This window comes from Endozoicomonas sp. SESOKO3, assembly GCF_024606255.1.
Genome location: NZ_JAHHPR010000069.1, coordinates 1 through 1,661, shown reverse-complemented (window position 1 = coordinate 1,661; position 1,661 = coordinate 1). Strand labels below are relative to the sequence as shown.

At 40.5% G+C, this 1,661-nt stretch carries 2 protein-coding genes; both read right to left on the bottom strand.

The genetic code is table 11. From position 1 onward, the window contains the following. Positions 1–906 (bottom strand): hypothetical protein (locus tag KDK18_RS01130; protein ID WP_257252586.1); only part of this gene is annotated, 906 nt, incomplete at its 3' end. A gap of 575 nt (positions 907–1,481) precedes the next feature. Then, a partial coding sequence (locus KDK18_RS01125) for an RING-HC finger protein (RefSeq protein ID WP_257252585.1) occupies positions 1,482–1,661 on the bottom strand: 180 nt, incomplete at its 5' end.

The following is a 1,661-nucleotide window of genomic DNA, read 5'->3' as shown; positions in this document are numbered from 1 at the left end:
TAATTCCTGTCGTAGTTGGGCTATCAGTTCATTTTGTTGTTGAATGACTATTGACCGATCCTGATGCTCAGAATCTGACTCCTCAACCGAACCCTCATTGTCTGAATCCTCAGAATAATCCAATGGATAGCCCAGGCTTTCTGACGATGACGCCTCTGATAATGCCGCCGATAATCCAGTGGTGAGGTCAATACGCAAAATGCTGAGTGTAAACTCTTGCATGCCACTCTCGGTAAACATAATCTGAGGTGCAGGACATGAGTGTTCTGGTCGTGATGGGCATTCTGAGCGGCAGAGGCTGGCTATATTGTTGTAGATAATGCCCAAAAGCTCGTGTGGCGCGTATCTTATCAGCAAGGTTGTCAGTGTCTCTGTGGATTCCAGCCCTGAATTGATGCACTGAAAAGCTTCTGATGCCATTGCAGTTAAACCGATTAGAAGTGCTGTCTCTGTGTCCAATGCGGCGTCATTCAATTGATGGACAATGCTTTGCGGAGAATGATATTCACTGACATTTTTAGAAAGCAATGCATTGGAAAATGCCTGAACGTAGCTTTCTCCGGTATAACGGCTATGCAACACTCTAAAGTAGGCCGAAAGTTCATCCATGGTAAGAAAATGAGGACCAAGAAAAGCAAGAAACATCAGTACTAAATCATTATTAACACCAATATCACTGAAATAATGTTCCGCTGAACCTAAATGAAAATAATGAAAACAAGGATTAGTTCTGTCATTTATGTTGACAGACAAAAACATCTTTTCAAAAAGGCTTTTTGCCATTGCATTGATTAACTCTTTATCATTCGAATTTCTTCCATTGATCTTATTTATATTTATAGTGAATATATGATGTATAAGTCTGAGTACATCTTGAATGCGATTTTTGTGAAATCGTTCATCCATGGCCACATAATTAAAATAAAAGTTTATCAGACGTTTAAAGTCTTGCTCAGTCACTTCGTAATTTTCACAAATTTCCAGTCGCCCATCTCCAGATACATGGTCAGAGGCTAAATTAAGATTGACAAAGCCAATGCGGATGTTTTCAAGTGGGCTCTGGTCTGTGTGTCTCGGTTTTCGGTTTAAAGGCAGTTTTGAGTTCGCCTTGAAATAGTCGTAAAATTCTCTAAGGATATAGGCGTCATTTGCCAGCCCCTGCTGATAAAAAAAAACACTGAAAATAAAAGCGTCTTATAGGAATACCATAAGGTCATACTTTCACCTGCTCTCGTTAAAACAACTGCACTACTACAACTGACATTTATCAGCAATAAATAAACCACTGTCGCATAATAAAGCCCTGAAGGCTGAATTATTCAGGGCTTTGGTAAAAGACAGTTTAGCTCTGTTTTAATACACTCGTGAAAACATATAGCAATCGATGCCGTTTATAGTAGGTAGCAATAATGGGCAGAAGATGTATCTCTGGCTCTCAGGCAAATACAGCCTCAAGCAATACACCAGTAATGTGCACACATTCAATAAAAAGACTTGTCGATCACCTTCATGTATGATGAAGGTGTTTCCCGGCAAAACGGGCAGTCCCTCTGCTCATGTACAATTCGCCCGGCACAACCCTCGCAGAAACCAGCGTGCCCGCAATTTTGTAACACCATAATGTCTTCCACCGGGTTGAAACAAATTGGACATTTTTTGGT